Below are 22,239 nucleotides of genomic sequence, written 5' to 3'. Positions count from 1 at the left end.
CATAAGCACATACCAATATGTAAGTCATCGCATCTTCCCTTTTTGCGGTGGCGAAATACGGAGTGGAGGCTTCTAGGGGCGGTATCTTCTGGCGCTCGCATATTCACGTAATTACTTCGTTACCGTACGATATCTTCCGTCGGGCGCTGCTCTCTCTATACTTGGTGGCTATGGCAGAAGGAAACGACACTTCAAATCAAGGCGGTTACTCGGGCGGCGCCAGCTATCAGGGCGGCGCCGATCGTGGCAGCCGTAGCGGGGCATCCGGGGCGACAGCTGCTGGCGACCCGATTTTCGACCGCGTGCCGCCGCATGACGACGACGCGGAAATGGCCGTGCTCGGCGGCATGCTGATGAGCAAGGATGCCATCGGCGAGGTGTCGCAGACCATCGACGTGACCGACTTCTACCAGCCGAAGCATCAGACGATATATAACGCCATCATTGATCTGTTCTCCGCCAGCCAGCCGGTGGATGTGGTGCTTGTGGCCAACCAGCTGCTTGCCGATGGCAATCTTGAGAAAGTTGGCGGCGCGGATTATCTGCATAGTCTGGTGGCCTCCGTCCCTACTGCTGCTAACGCCATGTATTACGCCGAAATCGTCCACCAAAGGGCGATTCTGCGTAACGTGATTGCTGCCGGCACCAAGATTGCACAGCTCGGCTACTCTGCCGAAGGCTCACAGGCCGAGGATGTGGTCAATCTTGCCCAGTCCGAAATCTATGAGATGTCCATGGGCAAGGTCCGTCAGGACTATGCCGCCATCGGCCCGGTGGTGCATGACGCGCTCGACCAGTTGGACAAACTGCAGAACGGTCTGGTCCAGAAGGGCGTGCCGACCGGCTTCCGAGACATCGATGACGTAACCCAAGGTCTGCAGCCTGGACAGATGATCGTCGTCGCAGGACGTCCGGCCATGGGCAAGTCCACGCTTGGCATCGACTTCGCCCGTGCCGCAGCGCTGCATCACAACATGACTTCCGTGGTATTCAGCCTCGAGATGAGCAAGGTGGAGCTTGCCCAGCGCATTATCTCCGCCGAGACCAATATTCCGATGGCCGCCTTGCGCCGCGCGGACGATATCACGCCCGAACGCTGGAACACGTTGAACAATTTCTGGAACAAGATGCAAAACGCGCCGTTCTTCATTGACGACAGCCCGAACATGAGCCTCATGGAGATCCGTGCGAAGTGCCGCCGACTCAAGCAGACCAATGACCTGAAGCTCGTGGTCATCGACTACCTGCAGCTCATGACCTCGGGTAAAGCCGTGGAATCCCGCCAGCAAGAGGTTTCCGAATTTTCCCGTGCCCTGAAGCTCTTGGCCAAGGAACTCGAAGTGCCGGTTGTGGCCTTGTCCCAGCTGAACCGTGGCCCGGAAATGCGTAACGACAAGAAGCCGCAGCTCTCCGATTTGCGTGAATCCGGTTCGATCGAACAGGACGCCGACGTGGTGTTCCTGGTGCACCGCCCGGACTTCTATGACAAGGAAGACCGCCCAGGTGAGGCCGACATCATCATGGCCAAGCACCGTAACGGTCCGACCGAGACCTTCCACCTCGCCTTCCTCGGCGCCACGTCCAAGTTCAAGGACATGCCGCAGGATTACAACGCCAATCAGGGGGTGTGATCATGTTTGCCACCGTGGCTGTAGGCCGATTGATTCGCTTCGCTTCCCGCATCACCAGGCATGGTGGTTCGGCGTTGCCAGGCAAGGTCGTGGAGAAAATCGACCCCGGATTCTTGTCTCGCACACTGGATCAGCTGCCGCTCGGCGTGGTACTGGTTTCTGGCACGAACGGCAAGACCACCACCACCCGCATGGTCGCTTCGATGCTTTCTGATTTGGGATTGAAGGTATTCACCAATCCCACCGGCTCGAACTTCGTGCGTGGCGTGGTCTCCGCGTTGCTCACCGAGGTGAATCTTGCCGGCAAACTGGACGCCGACATCGCCGTGCTGGAATTGGATGAGGCGTATGCCGTGCATTTCGTGAAGCAGGTCAAGCCCCGTTATACCCTATTGCTCAACGTGATGCGCGACCAGCTTGACCGCTTCGGCGAAATCGACACGACTGCCCACCTGTTAAGCCATGTGGCTGAAGCTACCACCGGAACCGTGGTGCTCAACCGCGAGGATCCGCGTATTGCAGCGCTCGCTGCCAAAGTGCCAGCCGGCACTGCGGTGCGCTACTTCGGTCTTACGGACGATTTGAAGCACTTCTTCCCGTCCGATGACGATATGGCCACGACGGTAAGTGCGGAAACGACAACCACCCCCAGTCCGACTGTGTCGGACAGCCCCCGCCAGCGGGGGCGGGAAGATGGCTTCCCGCCGGCGGGAGGTGGCGCGTCAGCGCCGGAGGGTGGTCAGCATGACCTTCCCGCCGATGTGATCCTCACCGCGGTTGGTGACCACCATGCCACCTTCCACATGGACGGCCAAGACTACGCCACCGATGTCAAACTCGAAGGCGTCTACAACCTCTACAACGCCGCAGCCGCACTGGCTGTGGCCCGTGCGGTAATGCAAGACAACACTGCTGCCGCCAAAACCGTAGCCTCAACCAATGCCTGTGCCGTATCCGCAGACGATCTCATCGCCGCGGTTTCCCGCGTCACCCCGGCATTCGGGCGCGGCGAGGTCATCGATGTGAACGGGTCCCCGGTCGAGCTACTGCTGGTCAAAAATCCAATGGGCTTCCGTCTCGCGCTGGCCAGCTTCAGTCCGGCCGGCGCGGACACCATGATCGCCATCAACGACGAATATGCGGACGGACGCGACATGAGCTGGCTGTGGGATGTGGACTTTACCTCACTGCGCGAGTCCGGTGTAAACATGGTCTCCGGCGTGCGCGCTTGGGATATGGCATTGCGACTGGGCTACGATCAAGTGCCGGTCGCCAATACGAACACCGACCTCGAGCAGGCGGTCACCGCATTCGTGAACACCAACCCCGGCAAACGCAAACACATCTACTGCACGTACACCGCCATGCTCAAGACCCGAGCAGTGCTGGGCCGCATCACCGAAGTGCGAGACGCAGGCGTAGGCAAGTAACCACCCTCCGGCGCTTCGCGCCACCTCCCGCCAGCGGGAGAGTAGAAATAGCCCGGATCGGGAACTCTCCACTTCCCACCGGCGGGGATATCGACAAGGAGAACGTGACATGAGCAAGATAATCGACATCATGTCCCTGTACCCGAAGGACATGAACATCTACGGTGACTCGGGCAATGTGCTGACTGTCAGCCGTCGACTGAGCCTGTACGGTTATGAGCCGGTTATTCACCAATACAATCAGGGTGATGACTGGCCGGAGCATGTCGATCTCATTCTGGGCGGTGGTGGTCAGGACACCGGTCAAAAGAAGATTATTGATGACTTCTACATGCGTGCCGAGCTGCTGCGCTCGCTGGCCGCAGACGGTACCCCTATGCTTATGATTTGCGGCCTGTACCAGCTGTTCGGCGAATACTTCGAAACCGTGGACGGTACCCGACTGGACGGCATCGGCGTCATCGGTGCCTACACCGTAGGCCAGAACGTGCGCATGATTGGCAATCTGGTTGAGCACTCTGATCAATTCGGCGATGTGATTGGTTACGAAAACCACTCCGGCCAGACATTCCTGCGCGACGGCGTACAGCCGCTCGGCACGGTCGATCAGGATGGCCGTGGCAACAACGGCGAAGACCATACCGAGGGCGCGCGCGTGCACAACGTGATCGGCACCTACATGCACGGCTCGTTGCTACCTAAAAACCCCGCCATCAGCGATTTCCTTATCGAAACCGCCGTGACTCGTCGTTACGGTACGTTCGATACGTCCGATCAGACCCTCGAACAGGCCAAGGAACTCGCCCGGCTCGATCAAGTGGCCACCAACGCGCGCAAGGCTGCCGCCGAACGTCCTCGGTGAATTCTCGGTGAGGCCTCGGTAAGTACCAATCAGCGAAAAACCAGCCGAAATCAGTCTGAGGGTCTAGTACATTGCCCTGCTGTTTGCGCTAGGCTTGGTGGTACGAGACATGGCACCAGGCCATGTCGGACCTCGAAGGAGGGGTATCATGGCTGATTTTGATTTGGGCGATGGCCTGCGCAAGGTCCTGCTGGCGGGCATCGGTGCCCTTGCCACCGGATACGAGAAGAGCAGCGAGCTTGTCGATGAGCTCGTCAAGAAGGGCGAGATCACCGTTGAGCAGGGCAAGGCCCTGAACACCGAGCTCAAGCGCAAGGTGAGCGAGACGGTGGATGACGTCAAGAAGGCCGCTGCCGAAGCCGGTGACAAAGCTGCTGCCGCAGCCGACACCAGCGCCGCCGACAAGCCCGCTGACGAGGGCAAGGCCGAGTGACCAAGCCCACACGCACTACGCCGGAATCAGAGTCGACCCCGCTTTCCAGCAGGGTCGACCCTATTCTGACGCCTGCGAAAGCCGAACGTGAGGCGGCAGCGAACCGATCCGCCGACACGTCGGACACGCTCAAGCGGACCGTTGACAAGGCGACCCCCGGCGTATCCGACGAAACGCTGGCATTGTTCGGACGCAGGAACGATTTCGCCACGCGCTACCATCTGACGCGCCGTGGCAAGATCAAACGACTCGGGCAGATCACCAGAATCGTCGAGCAATTTGACGTGCTGCACGGCCTGACTCCGGTCAAAATGCGCCTCATGTTCGAGGCGCTCGGCCCCACGTTCGTCAAAGTGGGCCAGATTCTGTCGATGCGCTCCGAGATTCTGCCGCAAAGCTTCTGCGACGAACTCGCCAAACTGCGCGCCGACGCCGACCCGATGCCGTATTCCACGGTGTTGGATGTGCTTGCCGCCGAATACGGGCGTCCCGCCGACGAGGTGTTCGCGCATATCGACCCCAAGCCGTTGGGCTCTGCTTCACTGGCGCAAGTGTATCGCGCCACGTTGAAAACCGGCGAAGATGTGGCCATTAAAGTGCAGCGCCCGGGTGTGCGCGAAACCATGGCCCAGGACGTCTCCATCATGCGCTCCATAGCCAAGGCCGCCACTAAGGTGATTCGCACCTCACAGATCGTGGACCTGAAGGGCGTGGTCGAGGAGCTGTGGGACACCTTCGAATCGGAGACCGACTTTCTGATCGAGGCCCGCAATCTCGCCGAATTCAAGCGCTTCTCCGTCCGATTCAAATACATGGACTGCCCGACGGTGTACGCCGAACTATGCACCGAGCATGTGGTGGTCATGGAGTACATCGACGGCATCTCCGTCTCCCACCCGGGCCAGCTCATCGACGCCGGTTATGATTTGAAGGAGATCGGCACCAAGCTCGTCGACAATTACGCCACACAGATTCTCGACGACGGCTTCTTCCACGCCGACCCACATCCCGGCAATATCCTCATCCGGGGCGGCCAGATTGTACTTATCGACCTCGGTATGACCGGTCGGCTCGACCAGCGCACCCGTACAGTCCTCAAAGAAATGATTTTCGCCGTCGCCAAACAGGATTCGCCTGCTCTGGCCGAGGGGCTGCTGCGATTCGCCGGCACCGAGGCCGATCCGGAGGACTATCCCGCGCTGTTGGCCGATTTGGACGTGATCGTCAAGGAATTCGGCACCGTGGATTTGGCCGAACTAGACATCGCCGCCTTCCTGACCGCGCTGACGCAGATGGCCGGCCGCCACAACATTGAGGTGCCCAGTACGGTGACCACCATCGGCCGCGCGTTGGTTACGCTCGAAGGCTTGCTGGACGAGTTCATTCCTGATGTGAATATGATCGAAATCATTTCCGACCATATCGCCACGTCGAAATCGCTGAAGAACGCCACCAAAGACGAGATCAAGTCGCTGGGCGTTGAGGGGCATCAGGCTTTGCATGCCACGCTCAGCACCATGACCGAACTCAAGACCGTGGCCCGTATGCTGACCCGTGGTCAGTTGCGTGTCAACATGGAACTGGTCGGCTCCGAAGAGCCGTTCCAGCTGCTTTCGGATATGGTGAATCGTCTGACGATGGCCCTGATTGTGGTCGGTTTGTTCGTTGGCTCGTCGATTGTCTACTACGCCGGCATGAAGCCGATTATCTTCGGCATTCCGGTCATCGGCTTCATGGGCTACGTCGTGGCCTTCGCCCTCGGCGTATGGATCGTCATCGACATCTACTTAAAGGGCCGCAAAACCAAGAAGCGGTAGGGTATCGATTGATATCAGTCCAGCGGGAGGGTGGATTCGCGCTGGATAAGGTGGCAGGGTACGTAGTCGACACCGTGATGCGGGTTGCCGTCGATGGCATCGACCAAGTATCATGCCGCACGCCGTCCGATAGTTTCGGTTTCGTTGTCGATTGACGTCAGTGCGGGCCCCGAGTTGGAGGTCAGTACCGACCAGTTATCGTCGGCCGATAACGGCGACGTCATCCGGAATGCGTAGATCCTGCTGCTTGAGCACGTCAATGCAGCCTCGGGCAGCTGGTCGTTTTGGCAGACCACAGCGTCAAACGTGACGCCCTGATCGAGCAGCAGGCGGGTGGCGGCGCGGCCCCAACTCTCATCCCACTTGCCATACCGGATTGGTCCGGCCGGTTCGATGCCCAGCTCAGCCAGTGCCTCGAGCGCACCCTTGGTGCGGTCGGTGGCAGCGGTATAGGTTTCGCCGCCGCCGATAATGGCGATGTGCCGGCGACCGCAAGAAATGAGATGGTTGATGGCCATGCAACCGGCGTCCACATTGTCACAGGTGACCGAACAATCTTCGGTATCGGTGGAGGGGCCGTAGACGTAGACCAGTGGCACGCCCCAGTCATGGCCAAGCGTGGGCCGGGGGTTGGTTTCGCGCTGCACGATGAGTAGACCGTCGACCTTGAGGGACCGCAGTTTCTCGACATGCTGACGTTCCAGCGCGGCGTCGCGACCAGATCGTCGAATCCGTCATCCCCTACCAGTGGTGAGTGATGAACGACGAAATCGACACCACAGTGCCCGACGACCCGGCCGGCAACCAGCTGGCTGACAACAAAAGCCACGCGGTCGCCAATCTGAAGGTTGTCGCCGGCGAATTGGACGACGAATTCCACGGCATGGTGTTCCAGGATTCCGACGTCTACAAGTGGCTTGAGGAAGCCGCTTATGCGCTGGCCTACCATCCGGATCCCGAACTCAAGGCGCTGTGCGATCGCACGGTCAATCTCATCGCCCGCGCTCAGCAGCCGGACGGCTACTTGGACACTCCGTATCAGGTCAAGTCCGGCGTATGGGCCGACCGCCCGCGCTTCAGCCTGATTCAGCAGAGCCACGAGATGTATGTGATGGGTCACTACATCGAGGCCGCCGTCGCCTACCATCAGGTGACCGGCAATGAGCAGGCCCTTGAGGTCGCCAAGAAGATGGCCGGCTGTCTGGACGCCAACTTCGGCCCCGAAGAAGGCAAGATTCACGGTGCCGACGGCCACCCGGAGATTGAGCTCGCCCTCGCCAAGCTGTATGAGGAGCCCGGCGAGAAGCGTTACCTGACGCTTTCCCAGTACCTCATCGACGTGCGCGGCCGGGATCCGCAGTTCTACGCCAAGCAGCTCAAGGCGTTGAACGGCGACAACATCTTCCCTGACCTCGGCTTCTACAAGCCCACCTACTTCCAGGCTGCCGAACCCGTGCGCGGCCAGCAGACCGCGGACGGCCACGCCGTGCGCGTCGGCTACCTGTGCACCGGCGCCCATGTAGGTCGGTTGCTCGGCGATCAGGGGCTGATCGACACCGCCAAGCGTTTCTGGAAGAACATCGTCACCCGTCGTATGTATGTCACTGGTGCAATCGGTTCCACCCACGTGGGCGAGTCGTTCACCTACGACTACGATCTGCCGAACGACACGATGTACGGTGAGACCTGTGCTTCCGTGGACCGCTACATCTACACCGAGCGCGACGGTGGCAAGACCGTGCTCAGCCACCAGTTCATCGCCGATAAGGCCGAGTTCGCTTCCGGACTCACGGTTGAACAGCGTTCGGACTTCCCGTGGAACGGTCACGTGGAATACACGGTGAGCCTGCCCGCCAGCGCTACGGACAGCTCGGTCCGATTCGGACTGCGTATCCCCGGTTGGCCTTGGGCTCTTATGCACTGACCGTCAATGGCAAGTCTGCCGTGGCTCAGCCTGAAGATGGCTTTGTGTATCTGATGGTCAACGCGGGCGATACGTTGGAGCTTGATATGTCCGTCAAGTTCGTGCGTGCCAACTCCCGAGTGCGTTCCGACGCCGGCCAGGTGGCCGTCATGCGCGGCCTGCTGGTCTACTGCGTCGAGCAGGCCGACAACCCCGGTGATCTGTGGAACTACCGTTTGGCCGATGGCGTTGATGCCGCTGCCGCTAAGACCGAGTTCCAGTCTGATTTGCTGGGCAGTGTGGATACCGTCTCGTTGCCGGCTGTGCGTGAGCGGGCTGATAGCGATGACGCCGCGCTATATGCGTCCGCCGACGTTGCGCCAGCCACTGAAGCAGCCATACTGACACTGGTGCCGTACTACTCATGGGCCAACCGCGAGGTCGGCCAGATGAGGGTCTGGCTCAGACGATAATTCTTACCCCTCTATTCTCCTTCCATTGGGTGAGCCTCCCACTGCTGAACAGCGGCGGGAGGCTTTCTCATATGCGGGGTATGATGGGGTGTCGATTCACTGGGGAGAGCAATAATGACGGCATATATGGATCACAAGGACCTCGCCAACGAGATCATCGATCAATCGCGGGCACAGGAGATCACGGACGGCGTGCATCGGGTGCTTGATCGTATCGCTGCGGCCGAATCCATGGCCGGGCGGGAAGCTGGTTCGGTGCAGCTCTTGGCCGCAACCAAAACGCGTGACGTTGGCGAGATTATGGCCGCGATTGGTGCCGGTATCCATCTCATCGGCGAGAATCGGCCACAGGAGGTTACGGTCAAGGCTCCGGGATTGACGCGCTTGCTTTCGGAGCGTGGAATGTCGTTGGGCGTGATTGGCGAGGCTGGGGCTTTCAACGGCGCAGCGGCGTCTGGCGCTGCGAACGGCGTCGGTGATTCCGATTCGACTGGTGCATCGGCCAATGCCGCGAATCATATTCCGTTCCATCTCATCGGCCAATTGCAGGCCAATAAAATCGGCAAAGTGCTGCCGGTGGTGAACACCATCGAATCGGTGGATTCCATCGAACTGGCGGAGAAGATTGCGCGCCGCGCCACCATGCGCGGCATCACGGTCGGAGTGCTGCTGGAGGTCAACGAATCCGGCGAGGAATCCAAGTCGGGGTGTGCTCCGAGCCATGCCATCGATTTGGCGCAGCGTATCGGTGCCATGGGCGGCCTTGAATTGCAGGGACTGATGACCATCGGCGCCCATGTGGACGACGAACGCGCCATTCGTGCGGGCTTTGCGCATCTGCGCCGTACCCGTGACCAGATTCTGGCCTCCGGTGCAGAAGGCACTGCCAGCTGTAAGGAGCTTTCCATGGGCATGACCCACGATATGGCCTATGCCATCGAAGAGGGCTCCACCATCGTGCGCGTCGGCACCGCCATCTTCGGCGAGCGCGCTTTTATCTGAGGTATTCCTAGTTTTATTTGTCTGTTAGCGACAGAATTTTAGGAAAGAATCGGCTTCGTCCTGAAATCCTGTCGCTGACTTCGTCTTAGTGACAGGATTTCCGGAAATGAGTCCTATCTTCCTAAAATCCTGTCACTCAGTTGTGCTCAGTGACAGGATTTCAGGAAGAGTGGGCTCATTTCCTAAATTTCTGTCGCTAAGAGGAGCTGGTAATACGAATAAGGTGTCGCGATACATAGAAAAGGTCGTCGCAATCAAGTGACGACCTTATGAATATCGAAATAGAGCAATCACGCGTAGATATTGCGCGGACGCATGTCCTCGGGAAGCCCCTCCAGCAGAATCGCCACGGAACCTTCCTCGAACACGGAACGGATACCGGCGGCCAGCAGAGGCGCGCAAGACAGCACGGTCATATTCGGCAGACGCTTTTCCTCGGGAATCGGCACGGTATCCATGAACACGATTTCATGAGCGCCGCAACGAGACAGCCGTTCCACAGCCGGGCCGGAGAGCAAGCCATGGGTGGCGACCAGCGTCACCGACTTGGCGCCGGATTCGTTCAGGGTGCGCACGGCCTCGCAAATAGTGCCGGCGGTGTCGACCATATCGTCGATCACCACACAATCGCGACCGTCGACATCACCGATGATGCCGTGTGCCTCGGCGTGGTTCGGACGGGTGATGTCGCGCTGCTTATGGATAAAGGCCAGCGGCAGGTTGCCCAACTTGGCGGCCCACTGCTCGGACACCTTGATACGGCCGGCATCAGGGGAGACGATGGTGGTGTTGTTCAGGTCAATGGCGGAACGCACATAGTCAAGCAGCACCGGCATGGCGGTCAGATGGTCGACCGGGCCATCGAAGAAACCCTGCTCTTGGGCGGCATGCAGATCAACCGTCATAATGCGGTCAGCGCCGGCGGAACGGAACAGGTCAAAAATCAGGCGAGCGGTGATGGGCTCGCGGCCGCGGTGCTTCTTGTCTTGACGAGAATAGCCAAGGAACGGGGCCACCACGGTAATCGACTTGGCGGAGGCGCGCTTCAAAGCGTCGATCATGATGAGCTGTTCCATGATCCACTTGTTGATATCGCCTGAATGGCACTGCAGCACGAACACGTCCGCACCGCGCACCGGCTCGGTGAACCGCACGTACATCTCACCGTTGGCAAAGTCGTAAGCGGTGGTCTCGAGAACCTCAGTGCCCAGGCATTCGGCCACTTTCTCGGCCAGCTCGGGGTAGGCGCGGCCCGTGACCAAAACGAGTCGTTTATCCGGAGTGCCTTCAAGAATTGCCGACATGCTTTCGCATCCTTTTGTGTTGCAGTGTTTTTAGCCTTAACCAGTGTACTAGCACCCCACCGCAGCGCGTGCCGTGAAGTGGGGCTGTGTTGTAAGAGTGCTGCAATCGTTGATGAACATGCGGCACTGTCTCGCCCTGACCATAGGATAGGCAAGTTGCTCACAGGGTGGAGTGCATCTGCATCACCCTATGATTAACACGCATACACACTCCTGCCACGGAACGTCCGTGGCCGAATAGTCCGAAGGAGGTGGGTGATGTCTGCGCACAAGTACGAACTGATGTTCATCGCCGATCCTGAGCTGGATGAGCGCGGTCTGAAGAAGCTGACCGAGCAGTATCTGGAACTCGTCACCAAGGAAGGCGGTTCTTTCGATGAGCCCGATTACTGGGGCCGTCGCAAGCTCGCCTATGAGATTGCCGGTAAGACTGAAGGCAACTACGTCGTGGTGAAGTACACCGCCGAGCCCGCTACCAGCGATGAGCTTGACCGTGTTCTTAACCTCAACGAATCCGTGATCCGTACGAAGATTCTTCGTAAGGGCTGAATTAAGCGTTAAGTCAGCTGAATAGCTGGTAAGTAAGAAGGCAATGGCATGGCAGGCGAAACGATTATTACCGTAGTCGGTAACCTTACCCGCGATCCTGAGCTGCGTACTATTGGCAGCGGTTCCACTGTGGTGAACTTCACCATTGCGGCTTCCACTCGTCAGTACAACCGCAACACGAATCAGTGGGAGGACGGCGATACGCTGTTCATGAACTGCTCGGCTTGGGATGGTCGTACTTCGTCGTTGGCCTCCAACATCGCCAACAGTCTGTCCAAGGGCATGCGCGTTATCGCGCAGGGTCGCTTGACCCAGCGTTCCTACCAGGCCCAAGATGGTACCCAGCGCACGGTTGTTGAGCTGCGAGTCGATGAAATCGGCCCGTCTCTGACTCGTGCCACTGCACAGGTGACCCGTCAGGCTAGCCAGGGCGGCTTCCAGGGTCGTTCCAACGGCGGCTTCCAAGGTGGCCAGCAGCCCGGTCAGGGCTACGGCAACCAGGGTGGCTATCAGGGCGGTTATCAGGGTGGCGCTGGATATTCCCAGCAGTCTGCCCCGTCCAACCCGGCCGCACAGTCCGCTCCGGCAACTGATCCGTGGAGCAACGCCGGCTCCTCTGATTCCGGCAGCTTCTCCACGTTCGGCGCTTCCTCCGATTTCGGTGGCGGTGACGATTCCGATCCGGAGTTCTGATCGATACTTACCCGCTGATTAGCAGCAATCAATATCAAGATTTACAAGGAGAACATCATGTCACGTAAGAGGCCGCAACCGCCGGTCAAGCCGTTCAAGAAGAAGCCGAACCCCTTGAAGGCCGCCAAGATCACCGAGATCGATTACAAGGACGTTGCGCTGCTGCGCAAGTTCATCTCCGATCGCGGCAAGATCCGTTCCCGTCGTATCACCGGTGTGACCGTTCAGGAGCAGCGCGAACTCTCGAAGGCTATCAAGAACGCCCGCGAGATGGCTCTGCTGCCGTACGCCACCTCGGGTCGCTGAGTTAGGGAGGCTTTGAACAATGGCTGAAACTAAGGTTATTCTTACCCAGACCGTGGCCAACCTGGGCCACTCCGGTGACGTCGTCGACGTCAAGTCCGGTTACGCTCGCAACTACCTGTTCCCGCAGGGCCTGGCTTTCGCCTGGACCAAGGGTGCTGAGGCTCAGATTACCGCTATGAAGCGCGCTCGTCTGGCCAAGGCCGTTGCTACCCGTGAGGAAGCTATTGCCGCCAAGGACGCTATCGAGGGCACTACCGTCGAGATCGCCGCCAAGGTGTCCGAGTCCGGCAAGCTGTTCGGTGGTATTTCCAACGAGGCTATCGCCATCGCTCTGTCCGACAAGGCTCCGGTGAACCCGAAGTCCATCGAGGTCGAGACCATCAAGACCACCGGCGATTTCCCCGCCAAGGTGGCCCTCCACCCGGAGATTACCGCTTCCTTCTTCGTGAAGGTAGTGGCCGAGTGAGCTATTCCGGCCTTGCGCTGGAATCTTTCAGACTGACAGTCTGAGCTTAAGCATTGAACCCCGTGCGGCGATTGCCGTGCGGGGTTTTTCGTGAATTGCGGCAAGTTTTTTTCGATGGTGTGCTGATTGATAATCGGCTCGTCTACACGCGACACGCCGAAGCTTGCGAGAGTCTCAGATTTGAGTATATTTATCACCTGTTGCATGAAACACTGCAGCGTCTAACCAAGCCCCTGTAGCTCAGTTGGTTAGAGCAGCTGACTCTTAATCAGCGTGTCCAGGGTTCGAATCCCTGCGGGGGCACAGTTCGGAAGGCTCCGGTCGATTATCGGCCGGGGTCTTTTTGTTTTCCGGCTTAATTCTGCTGATGAAATCCTCATCCTGGCGATAGTAGGTATCGTCGGTCAGATCGCTAATGGTTACGCCGAGTTCTTTAGCGGCGAGATACATCTTCTTCGGTCGAATTTCTGATCCCCCGTTGGGCCGTTGGCGGCACCGGGATCTCGGCTGCTGGAGGGTGGGGCCGGCCGCCATGATGCCGCGCGTCGACTGCCCCATGTGCGGCGTGGTCGTCGCATCGGCGCCGGGGGGCGGAGCCCGGCGGCCGGTTCACCCGGGCTGTTCGAACGCGGGGCTCGAGGCGTTCAACAACGGGATCAAGGTCGCCATCCGCATGGCCTACGGCTTCCACCACGTCACCAACCTCATCGCCCTGGTCATGCTCCGATGCGGCGGACTCGACATCCGGCTGCCACAACCCGCAATCTAACCCACGAAAACAGCAGAAGCCTTACTTTTTCTGGGGATGTGCATTGGTCAAATTACGTCTTCTTTCGTGATATGTCGAGCTTTATTGATTGTTGCGCAGAGTGCCGTAATCGCAAAAACGAGGCAGGTTCCAATTTCAATGACAACCGTCCAGCCTTTGGCGTCGCTGTTGGCAAAGCCGTTGGCGGCTATGGAGCCGAGGATGATTGCCGCCACGATTGCGGTGACGCCCGAGCCTCGCAGCAGTCCAATCAGCCCGCTGATGACGCTTACGCTGGCGGATAGTATGGCAACGCCGAGAGCTTCGACCATCATGCTTGCCAATGCGGGGAGACGGGAACCGTCTCCGGTCAATAGTGCGTAGGGAATCAGGGGCGCCGACATGCCGGCCCATGTGGCGAGGAACGTGCCGGACCAGATTATCGCGTTTTTTACCAAGAACAATGGGGCTCTGCCGCAGGGCCATGCATAGGTGATTACGCGGCCCGTGCCGGAGTAGGCCGGAATGATGATACGGGCGTAGTGGGCGGTTGAGGCGATGGAGCAGCCGGCGGTGGCGACCGCGCAGGTCACGGCCACCGTTAAGTCGGAAACCAGGAAACCGAGATGATCGACTCGGGCGATACCCACGATCCTGAAGAACAGCAACGACAGCGAGCTGCCGATAAGAGTGGCGGCCAGTAGAAACAGGTAGAACCTATACGAGGTGTATTGTCGTTCGATGCGGTAGACATCCAGCATGGGACATGCTCCTTGGTCGTTTGTGTTAGTCCTGAGTGTGGCGGAAATAGTAGGATTCCAGGTCGTTGATGTCGCTCGTGGCATGTTGCGCTTTGACGGAACCGTGATTGATGACGATGACCTGGTCTCCGATGGTTTCGAGTTGGGCGAGCATGTGCGCACTGATGATGGCCGTGACTCCTCGTTTGTTCTCTTCCCGGATGATGCGGCAAAACAGCTTCATACCCGTGGGGTCTAACCCGTTCATCGGCTCATCCAGGAGCAGGAGCGTGGGATGATGCGCCAGGGCCGTTGCCAGTGCAAGGCGCATGCGGTTGCCCATGGACAAGGTATCGGCCGGTAAATCCCCCATGGAGGCCAAGCCGACCCATTCCATTGTTTCGTCGGGGGACCAGTCGCATCGCATGAACGCTAGATGCTTGTGGAGGATGGCCCGTACGCTCATGCCTCGCTCGAAGACGGGAATGCCGATCAGCATGCCGACCTGTCTCAATAGCATGTCGCGGTTCTCGGGGTTCATGATACGGCCGCGGATATTAGTTTCACCTTGGTCGGGGGCGATCAGACCACCCAAGGTTTTGAGCAGCGTGGTCTTACCGGCCCCGTTCGGGCCGATCAGGGCGATGGTTTCTCCGGGATACGCGCTGAATGATATGTCGTTCAGGACCGGTTTTCCGCCGATAGTTTTCGACACCCTGTTGCAGTAGAGAGTCGCCGATAGCGATTTCATTTCATCTCCTTTTGGATGACCCCGCAAGACAGCCCACCTCCTTATCGCTTTAGGAGGGCAAACTCTGACAGTTCCCTGTCTTTGCTTGGCTCCCCGGACTGTTGATCCCGTTCATTTGTACGGGCATTCGTTAGATTACGAAGGGTTTCGCCATGGACCAAGGTCTCATCCTCGAAAATGAGGATTATCTGGCGCGGTCAGGCTGTCGCCACACCCCTTTCAGGGGCCGACGTAGATTCTCTGGGCCTGAGATAACAAGGGAATCGGTTGTCATCGGAGCGAAATCAGACTGCTGTGTTTCCGGGTTGCATCTGAGGTCAACGTGTCTTGCGTCACATCTTTCCTGCGCCAACTTCAGCGCATGCGTCGATTCCCGGATGGGAACTGTGCCGCGAAACCTGGACCGTATCTTCAGCATCGTGGAGGCAATCACCATGGAGGACTATCTCCATTGCCACTAAGCGGCTATAGTGGAGAGACGGCATGTGTCATATGCGTGTCAGACTTCCGCCGACCCGTGGAACGTTCGTTCCCGTTTGCCACGTTTAGGGGGACTCGTGAAACCTTTGCCGACGCTCCTGATCATGGACAACGACCGGCTGGCATTGCGATTGCTTTCAGCCAGTCTCAAACGTCTACTTCCCGGCTGCACGGTTCTTGCCCCAGTCGATACCGGCACCGAAGCCATATCCATCTGTTCTTCGCACCGCTGCCCGGATCTTCTGCTGGCCGATGTCTCCATGTCCGACATCAACGGATTAGTAGTGTGCCGGACGATCAGAAAAGAGAATTGGAAGACATCCGTACTGATGATGACATCGTTCAGCGTCGCCGAATATGCCGCTGAAGCGGTGGCTTCGGGCGCCCAGGGAATCATACATAAGGACAATCCGAAAACAATCGCCGAGGCTTTGCTGCAGATCAGGGAAAGGGGAGTCTGTTCTGATTGTTTCCTGAATGCCCACGATTCGTTTTTGCGACTGAAGTCGGCAAAGAACAAGGATCTGTCCCCTCGTGAAATGGAAATCGTTGATCGATGGTCGCGAGGGAGATCGATGTCCGATATAGCGGAGGAGTTATCGATCGGTCAGACCACGGTGCGCACCCATCTTGAACATGCCGCGTCCAAGCTGGGGGTAGCGAACAACCGTGCATTGATTTCCGCTTGGATGCATCTTAATCGTTGATGAGGATTTCCATGAATATGGCGTTTACGTTTCCGTCAAAAATAATTCGACACTATGTGGCACATCCCTGTTTGTCCCTTCTGTCGCTGCTGGGGCTGTCTCTTGCCCTGATGGAGATAATCCAAATCGGTCCCATGCCTCTTCTGCCGGCAATGCTCTATGGAGTGCTTGCGGTTTCCTTTGTCCTTCTCCCCGTCATCAACGACCAAACATGCTGGGCCATCATTGTTGCAGGTTCCGCGATCTCCATCTCCCTCACTCAGGACAGTCCCTTCGTTGTCAGCGGCATGCTCATCGCTCTCGGCATTCTTGCGTTCTCCGGAACCGTGTCTGAATGGCTGATCGCAATGCTGATTTGTTCCTGTACGTATATAGCGCGAAGCGTTATGGTGGGAAACTTCAATGTTTTCGTTTCCGTGTCGGTCACGGTCATGTTCTTGGCCAGCTTGCTTGCCGGCAGATTGGTAGCGCTTCGCCAACAGGCTTTTATCAGAGAAGAGCAAAGGTTGAAATTGCAGCTTCAGCTTCAGCGGCTTGATTATATGAAGCAGAAGAATCGTCTTGCAATACAGATACATGATTCCTTGACCAATAATCTTTCGGATATCTCATTAATGGCTCGAATTCATATCGATGACAACATACCCGACGGCGATGATTGGGCAATCGTTCTTGAACATAGCCAAGAGGCGTTCACGCAAGTGCACGACATCATAGACATCCTTTCCTCGGAAGACAAGGATGCGAAATCAGAAACGACATTCATGGTTGAACTGCGTAATCTGTTGGATGAAAGATGCAGCCATCTTCATGCGCTGGGTTATGAAGGGGATGCGACCATCGAGGGATTTTGCATTAAAACTACGCAGGAAGAAAAGGAAGAAGTGCTATCTCTAATAAAAGAGATATGCAACAACATACAACGTCATAGCTTGCCGCACAATGGCTCGTTCGAGTTGATCGTCAGGCTGTCACCCTCGTCAATGGAAATTAGCGAGATGAATGATATTGCAGCCGGATCGGCGCTGACTGCATTCGAACAATCGGGAAGGGGCCTTTCACTGCACTCAAAACGAATACAGGAAATGGGAGGCGAACTTAACTATAGAAGCGATGATGGATTGTGGGTGCTCTACGCCAAAATTCCGCTGAGTCATATGGAGACAACAAAAACTTGAAACCAAGTACAGCGAGAACTTTTAAAAAACAACAAATAATCCATCACAGATTAATACTCCAGTATGACGAATACAACAATCAAAACGCGGAAATATCATTTTATTCTATTTCCATCGCAGGCCGATAATTGCTGAGACTGCAGTGCCTCCTCTATGGACGTGGGTGGATAGGATACTGTCGTTGATCAATGACGAGGGGATATGCCGGCTGGTTTCCTCACCATCGTGCATCCTCTGATGGCCGAGCCCCAATGACCACATCGTCTGTCCCATGAAAATGACGATGTCGCTCTTGGCGGATTCGACCACATGAGTTGCCGTGCCCAACCCGTTAAACACCTCAGCAGCAATCGAAACCTTCGCTCTCGTCCGTTCACGGCGTTTTTTGCATGGTGACGTTCCGATCACTGTAGCGGTGAGAATAATCGCGCGTGCATAGGGAAAATCACCGGAAACGATATCGTCGTAGAACAGTTCCTGCGGCGCAAGACGATGTTTACCGGCATCCCGGGATTTCGAGGCGGAGTGCGCGTGGCTGATCGGTGGCTAACCAGAAGACCGTGAGTGGTCTCCCGCATATCGCATGGCGCGCCGCGGGCGACATCGCTCCGCAGGGTCCGGCCGGCCCAAGGCCGGAATGCCGTCGCTGTTCGACGGTCTCACGTCGATCGGCGTGGACGAGACCGGCCACGGGAAGGGCCACACGTGCATCACCGTGGTCGTCGACCACGAGCGAAGCCGAGGCATCTGGGCGCGCGACGGGCACGGCAAGGACGTGTTCGACCTGTTCCTCCGGCGATTGACGCCGGAGCGGCGCGCTCGGCAAGGTCCACAGACGCCTGTGGAACCAGTCAGCTAACCCACGAAAACAGCAGAAGCCTCAAAAAGAACCGAAAACGACCGTTTACGGTCATAGCTGGAGCACCTTTTATATTTTGTTTTTCATGGCCGTTCCATCCGATACCTATACCAACGCGGCGCGGTCCGCGGCCACGCTATCATTCGATTAGGCGAACGGCCACAGGGGAAAACAATGAATTGGTGGCCTTTGGCCGCTCCGCACGGTGGAATCCGCTAGCTTTGCTGACTCATTCCTCTAGCGAAAGAGACTTTGGGAAACGGCCGTAGCCCTTCGACGACAGCCAACTGCTCGATACGACGTGGCCGAAGATTGAGGTCGATACCGATACGGTTGATGGTCCTGGGCTTCCGCAGCGGTATGATCTGCCCGCCGAAGCATGGGGGCGAGTCAAGGCTAACAACCCTGCCACGCTCGGAGGTCACAAAGCTGCACATTATGGCTTGGTCGGGATACACCATGCTGCTATGCCAAGTATCTGGTCACCAGGGTGGACACCACCCCAATAATGCCCGCAACGGCCGAAATACCATCGACATAAGAAAACTATGAGATCTATCACAATCAACTGTTACATCCGCAATTATGGTCACTTGGCGAGTATCATGAAACCGTCTGCAAAGGGGGTAGGCAGTGATTCAGCGCTATAGTCAAGGGATGTCAGCAAGAAGAATCTTCCCCATATTGCTGATTGCGGAAGGATTATGCCTATCGGGCATGAGCGTGGATCTGACAATCACCTCACTGGCCGGTTCATCCCTCGCGCCAGCACCATGGATGGCAACATTCCCGATAGCGTGCATATTCATCGGTACGGTGATCGGCACACCGGCAATGGGACGCTTGGTGGGGCGATTCGGCTATCGGCAAGTATTCGTCTTCGGCGCCCTTCTGGCCGTCTTGGGTGGAATATCCTCAGCCACGGCTTTGCGATTCCACCAGTTCCCATTGCTCTGTATAGGGACGTTCTGTGTGGGCATATACCAGTCGGGGACGAACTACTACCGGTATGCCGCGGCCGATTCCATGCCCGGCAAAGAAAGCAAGGCAATCAACGGAATCCTATCAGCAGGAGCCATAGCAAGCATCATCGGCCCGGTTCTGGCGACATTCTTCGGCACTGCGACCAGCATCGAATACGAGGGGTCATATTACGTCGTCAGCGTGCTCGCCGCCTGCGCGGTAATCGTGCTGCTGGTGCTCCCGAAAATTCAGTCGCCAACTCCCTCGCATATGCGCGACAAAGCTATCGCGAGCACAACCCCTAATTATCCGGCATTGCTGACCCGACCCCGGTTCGTGCTGGGCGCGACCATCAGCTTCGTCGCATCATTCGTCATGGTGCTCGTGATGAGCGGCGCGCCCATAGTCTTGGAGAGCACGTTCTCCCAAAACGCGCAAACCAGAATGGTCGCCATGCAACTGCACATGGTCGGCATGTACCTGCCAACCCTGTTCGCCATCTTCATTTTCCACAAGAAAAACAGCGAAATGGCGCAGGCGTTGACGGGGTTGATCGTCGGCATGCTCGGCACAGTCGTCGCACTCGCCGCGTCGGCTTCTTATGCCGTTACTCTGGATCTGCTGCTGATCGGAATATCCTGGTCGCTGTGCTACGCCGCAGGCAGCGCTCTGTTGACAAAATCCTATGCGGAGTCGGAACGTTCGTGGGCGCGAGGCGTCGGCGAACTCGCTCCCGTATTGGGGCAGGTGCTGGGAAGTGTGCTCGCTGGCGTGCTGCTGGCCGCGGGGTGGAAAACCGTATTCGTCACCGTGCTGGCGATGATCGTATGCGCGCTCATCGCCATGGCGGGATATCGCAATAAAATCAAGTCATAAGCGCAAATGACATGTCCTTAGACGACATAGCCTGTTTTGCTGTAGCTGGTATTGCTGTCTATTTAGAAGTGCAACGCCCTTGTTCGTTGGTTAATTCTAGCAGTTCGTCGGCGAATGCCTCGGCCGCCCGATTCGCAAACCAATTAATTGTGGTACAATTAAATCATGGCAATTAGGTTCGACCCGAAATCCGCTTACAAGCATTTCGAAGAGGACCGTCTGAGCGAAGAGCAGATCAAGCAGTCGATGCGACAACCGGTATGGTTCGCATTAATCGACCCTAATGACGTGGAGGTTCCGCCTCCGGCAGCCGATGTGACATCACCTGTGGTGCTCATGATCTGCAAAAGGCATCCCGGCGCGTTGGACGACGACCTCATCGAATTGCTGATAACCATGGACGGCCGGGACAAGCTCGTATTTCATGCGGAGCGTCTGACCGACAAGTGGCGCACGTACTGGCTGAAATGGCGATAACGAAAGGAGAAGCGCATGACTGCCAAGAAATATCTCGACGCTCTGGCCGATGAAAACGGACCGGCTCCCTCGAACCCGCCCATCGCGGCTTTCTCAGGGAAAGAGGCGGCGGACTTCGCCGCGATGCTGATGGACGATTCCGTTCCTGCAGCCGACATGTTCGCGGCCATGAAGACGGCTGGCCGTCGCGGTCGCCCCGCCGCGCAAGAGAAACGGGAGAAAAGCGTACAGGAACGGTTCCGCCTCCCCGAATCATGGAGCTCCTACATCGACCACGCCGCCAAGCGTGACGGCTTCGCCAACAAAAGCGACTACCTCCGCTCACTGGTCATGGCCGACGCCGAAGCACACCACGAAGAGCGGCGACTCCAATTGGCCTAATCCATCACGACAAAAAGAGTGCCACCTGAATCAGGCGGCACTCTGTTCAGTTGGAGACATCCTGCGGGCGGCGCGCTCTCACCTTGCGTGCGATGAAGGTGAGATCCGAGGACGGCACAAAGATGTAGCTTTGGGTCGTGACCGATGACTCATGACCCAACAGCTCCTGCACGGCACGAATGTCATTCCCGGATTCCTCGTAGGTGATGCGTCCATACCGTCGGCGGAATGAATGGGTCGGTCAACCAGTCGTGCGCTTGATGACCCGATAGGCGTGATCGACGCAGCAGTGTCCATCGACCTTGCCCGGAAACAACCAGCCTTCGCCGGCCGTACTCCTTATTTCCTGTGCCAAATCATTGGAGATTGGCACGATGCGGGTTTCCCCTCCCTTGCCGTGAACCAGCAGGTGGTAGATCGACTCTCCCGCATGAACCGATTCGATGACGTCCGGCCCTTTGACTTTGCTGATTTCCTCTCGTCTCAGTCCCGCCTCGGCGTCCAGTCTGACCATCAGCCGTGCCTTGAGGTTTTCAGCCCAGACACCTGCGGCAACGGCGCTCTCCGGTGCAGGTTGCTTGGTCGGTTTCTTCGGCCGCTTGATGGGAGGCAGCGATGCGACAGGATTATTCTTCATCTTATTTGAGCGTACCGCCCATTTGTAAAACTCATTGATGCTCGCTCTCCTCCCGGCTTTGGCGCTTGCATCGAGATCCGACTCGGTCAACCAGGATTGAACATCGACGGGCGATACCTGTCGCGGCGGTTTTGAGCAGACCCGTGCAAAATCAGTGACGCGGTACCAATAGGATTCGACGGTTCGTTCTGTCAAACAACGTGCCTGCATATCCAGCACCCACTCGTCTATGAGTTTCGTCCATGATGCAGGCGGTTGCCGATGCGATGTGAACATTGCCATGTGGCCTCCCTTTGTTGCACAACAAAACCGGGTCGCAGGCCGCGACCCGGTAAGACCAAGAAAGATGAATCAACTGGGAGATTTATCTAGTCGTGTTGCTTGGTTGAGCGGGACAGCATTACGCGGAGACAAAGGGATAAAAGCATTAGACGCACGTACGGGGTGGGGTTGATCGTCGGCTGTGAATCAGCGTGTCCAGGGTTCGAATCCCTGCGGGGCACAGACAACCGGAATCGAAAGGTTCCGGTTTTTTGTTTTCCGGCAACCGGCAACCCTATGGGCGCTTTGGCG

General features: G+C 57.5%; 22 protein-coding genes, 1 tRNA gene and 2 pseudogenes. 19 read left to right on the top strand and 6 right to left on the bottom strand.

The annotated features are described in order from the left end of the window. The first annotated feature begins 170 nt into the window (after positions 1-170). The 5 genes from dnaB to NBH12_RS02150 all read left to right on the top strand — a co-directional run bounded on the left by dnaB (position 171) and on the right by NBH12_RS02150 (position 6,173). Positions 171-1,631 (top strand): replicative DNA helicase, encoded by a 1,461-nt coding sequence (gene dnaB / locus NBH12_RS02170; protein ID WP_025221094.1) that lies wholly within the window; start codon positions 171-173, stop codon positions 1,629-1,631. 2 nt (positions 1,632-1,633) lie between these two features. Then, positions 1,634-3,061, top strand: coding sequence for a Mur ligase family protein (locus NBH12_RS02165; protein WP_250819123.1), 1,428 nt, complete (start codon positions 1,634-1,636; stop codon positions 3,059-3,061). A gap of 109 nt (positions 3,062-3,170) precedes the next feature. Next, positions 3,171-3,923, top strand: a complete 753-nt coding sequence (locus NBH12_RS02160; RefSeq protein WP_052788096.1) for a type 1 glutamine amidotransferase — start codon at positions 3,171-3,173, stop codon at positions 3,921-3,923. A gap of 148 nt (positions 3,924-4,071) precedes the next feature. Then, on the top strand, positions 4,072-4,356 hold the full coding sequence (locus tag NBH12_RS02155) for a phasin family protein (RefSeq protein WP_014483385.1): 285 nt from the start codon (positions 4,072-4,074) through the stop codon (positions 4,354-4,356). After that, positions 4,353-6,173, top strand: coding sequence for an ABC1 kinase family protein (locus NBH12_RS02150; RefSeq protein ID WP_065465626.1), 1,821 nt, complete (start codon positions 4,353-4,355; stop codon positions 6,171-6,173). Before NBH12_RS02155 ends, NBH12_RS02150 begins: the two co-directional genes overlap by 4 nt. A gap of 110 nt (positions 6,174-6,283) precedes the next feature. On the opposite strand, the gene NBH12_RS02145 is transcribed toward NBH12_RS02150, so the two are convergent. Continuing rightward, positions 6,284-6,853, bottom strand: a complete 570-nt coding sequence (locus tag NBH12_RS02145; protein WP_236716293.1) for a substrate-binding domain-containing protein — start codon at positions 6,851-6,853, stop codon at positions 6,284-6,286. A gap of 41 nt (positions 6,854-6,894) precedes the next feature. On the opposite strand from NBH12_RS02145, the pseudogene NBH12_RS02140 reads away from it, so the two are divergent. Beyond that, a pseudogene (locus tag NBH12_RS02140) lies at positions 6,895-8,549 on the top strand (glycoside hydrolase family 127 protein). 114 nt (positions 8,550-8,663) lie between these two features. Beyond that, a complete protein-coding gene (locus NBH12_RS02135) occupies positions 8,664-9,551 on the top strand; it encodes a YggS family pyridoxal phosphate-dependent enzyme (protein WP_250819122.1) in 888 nt (295 codons plus the stop codon). Between the two features lie 290 nt (positions 9,552-9,841). On the opposite strand, the gene NBH12_RS02130 is transcribed toward NBH12_RS02135, so the two are convergent. Then, on the bottom strand, positions 9,842-10,855 hold the full coding sequence (locus NBH12_RS02130) for a ribose-phosphate diphosphokinase (RefSeq protein WP_003828109.1): 1,014 nt from the start codon (positions 10,853-10,855) through the stop codon (positions 9,842-9,844). 258 nt (positions 10,856-11,113) lie between these two features. Between NBH12_RS02130 and rpsF the strand changes: the two genes are divergently transcribed. The 6 genes from rpsF (at position 11,114) to NBH12_RS02100 (ending at position 13,638) form a co-directional block, all read left to right on the top strand. Continuing rightward, positions 11,114-11,404 (top strand): 30S ribosomal protein S6, encoded by a 291-nt coding sequence (rpsF, locus tag NBH12_RS02125; protein WP_003828111.1) that lies wholly within the window; start codon positions 11,114-11,116, stop codon positions 11,402-11,404. 48 nt (positions 11,405-11,452) lie between these two features. Next, complete coding sequence (locus NBH12_RS02120) at positions 11,453-12,097, top strand: single-stranded DNA-binding protein (RefSeq protein WP_003828112.1); 645 nt, start codon at positions 11,453-11,455, stop codon at positions 12,095-12,097. A 57-nt stretch (positions 12,098-12,154) separates the two neighbouring features. After that, positions 12,155-12,403 (top strand): 30S ribosomal protein S18, encoded by a 249-nt coding sequence (gene rpsR / locus NBH12_RS02115; RefSeq protein ID WP_003828113.1) that lies wholly within the window; start codon positions 12,155-12,157, stop codon positions 12,401-12,403. 19 nt (positions 12,404-12,422) lie between these two features. Then, the gene (gene rplI, locus NBH12_RS02110; protein WP_003828114.1) at positions 12,423-12,869 is read left to right on the top strand and encodes a 50S ribosomal protein L9; all 447 of its coding nucleotides are present in this window, start codon (positions 12,423-12,425) and stop codon (positions 12,867-12,869) included. 229 nt (positions 12,870-13,098) lie between these two features. Continuing rightward, a tRNA-Lys gene (locus tag NBH12_RS02105) sits at positions 13,099-13,172 on the top strand. A 229-nt stretch (positions 13,173-13,401) separates the two neighbouring features. After that, positions 13,402-13,638, top strand: a complete 237-nt coding sequence (locus NBH12_RS02100; protein ID WP_250819121.1) for a transposase — start codon at positions 13,402-13,404, stop codon at positions 13,636-13,638. Positions 13,639-13,685: 47 nt separating this feature from the next. On the opposite strand, the gene NBH12_RS02095 is transcribed toward NBH12_RS02100, so the two are convergent. Together NBH12_RS02095 and NBH12_RS02090 are read right to left on the bottom strand one after the other, a co-directional pair. Continuing rightward, on the bottom strand, positions 13,686-14,378 hold the full coding sequence (locus NBH12_RS02095; RefSeq protein WP_019727740.1) for a hypothetical protein: 693 nt from the start codon (positions 14,376-14,378) through the stop codon (positions 13,686-13,688). 25 nt (positions 14,379-14,403) lie between these two features. Continuing rightward, positions 14,404-15,108: an ABC transporter ATP-binding protein gene (locus tag NBH12_RS02090; RefSeq protein ID WP_250819120.1), complete on the bottom strand. Its 705-nt coding sequence runs from the start codon at positions 15,106-15,108 to the stop codon at positions 14,404-14,406. A 584-nt stretch (positions 15,109-15,692) separates the two neighbouring features. On the opposite strand from NBH12_RS02090, the gene NBH12_RS02085 reads away from it, so the two are divergent. From NBH12_RS02085 to NBH12_RS02060, 6 genes are all read left to right on the top strand, one after another. Then, complete coding sequence (locus tag NBH12_RS02085; RefSeq protein ID WP_003828121.1) at positions 15,693-16,295, top strand: response regulator; 603 nt, start codon at positions 15,693-15,695, stop codon at positions 16,293-16,295. A gap of 11 nt (positions 16,296-16,306) precedes the next feature. Beyond that, positions 16,307-17,473, top strand: a complete 1,167-nt coding sequence (locus NBH12_RS02080) for a sensor histidine kinase (protein ID WP_250819119.1) — start codon at positions 16,307-16,309, stop codon at positions 17,471-17,473. A gap of 637 nt (positions 17,474-18,110) precedes the next feature. Then, complete coding sequence (locus NBH12_RS02075; RefSeq protein ID WP_003828126.1) at positions 18,111-18,332, top strand: transposase; 222 nt, start codon at positions 18,111-18,113, stop codon at positions 18,330-18,332. 657 nt (positions 18,333-18,989) lie between these two features. Beyond that, positions 18,990-20,171 carry an MFS transporter gene (locus tag NBH12_RS02070; protein WP_227976747.1) on the top strand — a complete coding sequence of 394 codons (1,182 nt, stop codon included), beginning with the start codon at positions 18,990-18,992 and terminating at the stop codon, positions 20,169-20,171. Positions 20,172-20,336: 165 nt separating this feature from the next. Continuing rightward, positions 20,337-20,648: a hypothetical protein gene (locus tag NBH12_RS02065; protein ID WP_003828131.1), complete on the top strand. Its 312-nt coding sequence runs from the start codon at positions 20,337-20,339 to the stop codon at positions 20,646-20,648. A gap of 15 nt (positions 20,649-20,663) precedes the next feature. Further along, the gene (locus NBH12_RS02060) at positions 20,664-21,029 is read left to right on the top strand and encodes a hypothetical protein (protein WP_003828132.1); all 366 of its coding nucleotides are present in this window, start codon (positions 20,664-20,666) and stop codon (positions 21,027-21,029) included. 46 nt (positions 21,030-21,075) lie between these two features. Here NBH12_RS02060 and NBH12_RS10820 read toward each other — a convergent pair. Then, positions 21,076-21,255, bottom strand: a pseudogene (locus NBH12_RS10820) (hypothetical protein); the annotation flags it as partial. A gap of 15 nt (positions 21,256-21,270) precedes the next feature. Beyond that, positions 21,271-21,948, bottom strand: coding sequence for a tyrosine-type recombinase/integrase (locus tag NBH12_RS02055; protein ID WP_250819118.1), 678 nt, complete (start codon positions 21,946-21,948; stop codon positions 21,271-21,273). Positions 21,949-22,239: the final 291 nt, after the last annotated feature.

The sequence above is a fragment of the Bifidobacterium sp. M3-N-101 genome (assembly GCF_023656805.1).
Classification (GTDB): Bacteria; Actinomycetota; Actinomycetes; order Actinomycetales; family Bifidobacteriaceae; genus Bifidobacterium; species Bifidobacterium breve.
This window is presented reverse-complemented; position numbering and strand designations above follow the sequence as displayed.